Here is a 680-nt window from a genome sequence, read left to right as displayed (position 1 = left end):
TACGAGCTCAATATTTTACTTTTGTGATTAAAGTTATTTAAAAATAGATTTACAGGCCAAACGCTCTTTAACAATCAGAAAAGGAATTCAAACCTAGGTGGTGTATGCTGCCTAGGTTTATTAAAGCAAAGGAACCTGATGCAAAAGAATAATTACTTTGGTGTTGGAATCATGCAAAAGAAAACGAAGTTTAATCGTTTTTTTGAAGCGCACCGAATAATAAATGAAGGAAGCGAATTTAGAGGATTATGTTTTTTCCGACGTTGGCTAAATCAAGATAGGCGCATTTACGCGAATAAAAAAGAGCAATATAAAATAGCGCCTTGTGGCAATAACCCTATAAAAGCCATATTATTCGGCCCAATGGCCATTGGTGCTGTATTGAGTTTACTATTACTAATTGCCAGTGTTGTCGCAACGTATTCTGAAGAGCCATTTCCTTGGTGGCTTGTAGTCCTTACCTTTTGCTGGAACTTATTCTTCTTAAATTTACTACCAATAACGGCTAGGTATATACCTGATAAGATGATGTATCTTGACAGGCAAAACCAAACGGTCGGGTTTACTTTTGATATACCCGGTTGTGAACAACGAGATGACTTAGGTAACTGTTGCTTTAAATGGGAAGAGATTGTTTGCAGGCTAACCTCGAAAATGGGCGCGCCGGGTGTAATGAATTA

General features: G+C 37.5%; 1 pseudogene. It reads left to right on the top strand.

From position 1 onward, the window contains the following. Positions 1-138 precede the first annotated feature (138 nt). A pseudogene (locus H5158_RS22710) lies at positions 139-680 on the top strand (hypothetical protein); the annotation flags it as partial.

It is taken from the genome of Pseudoalteromonas sp. SR45-6 (assembly GCF_014163545.1).
Lineage (GTDB): Bacteria > Pseudomonadota > Gammaproteobacteria > Enterobacterales > Alteromonadaceae > Pseudoalteromonas > Pseudoalteromonas rhizosphaerae.
Note: the sequence above shows the minus strand (reverse complement) of the source record. Positions and strands in the feature narration are given on the sequence as shown.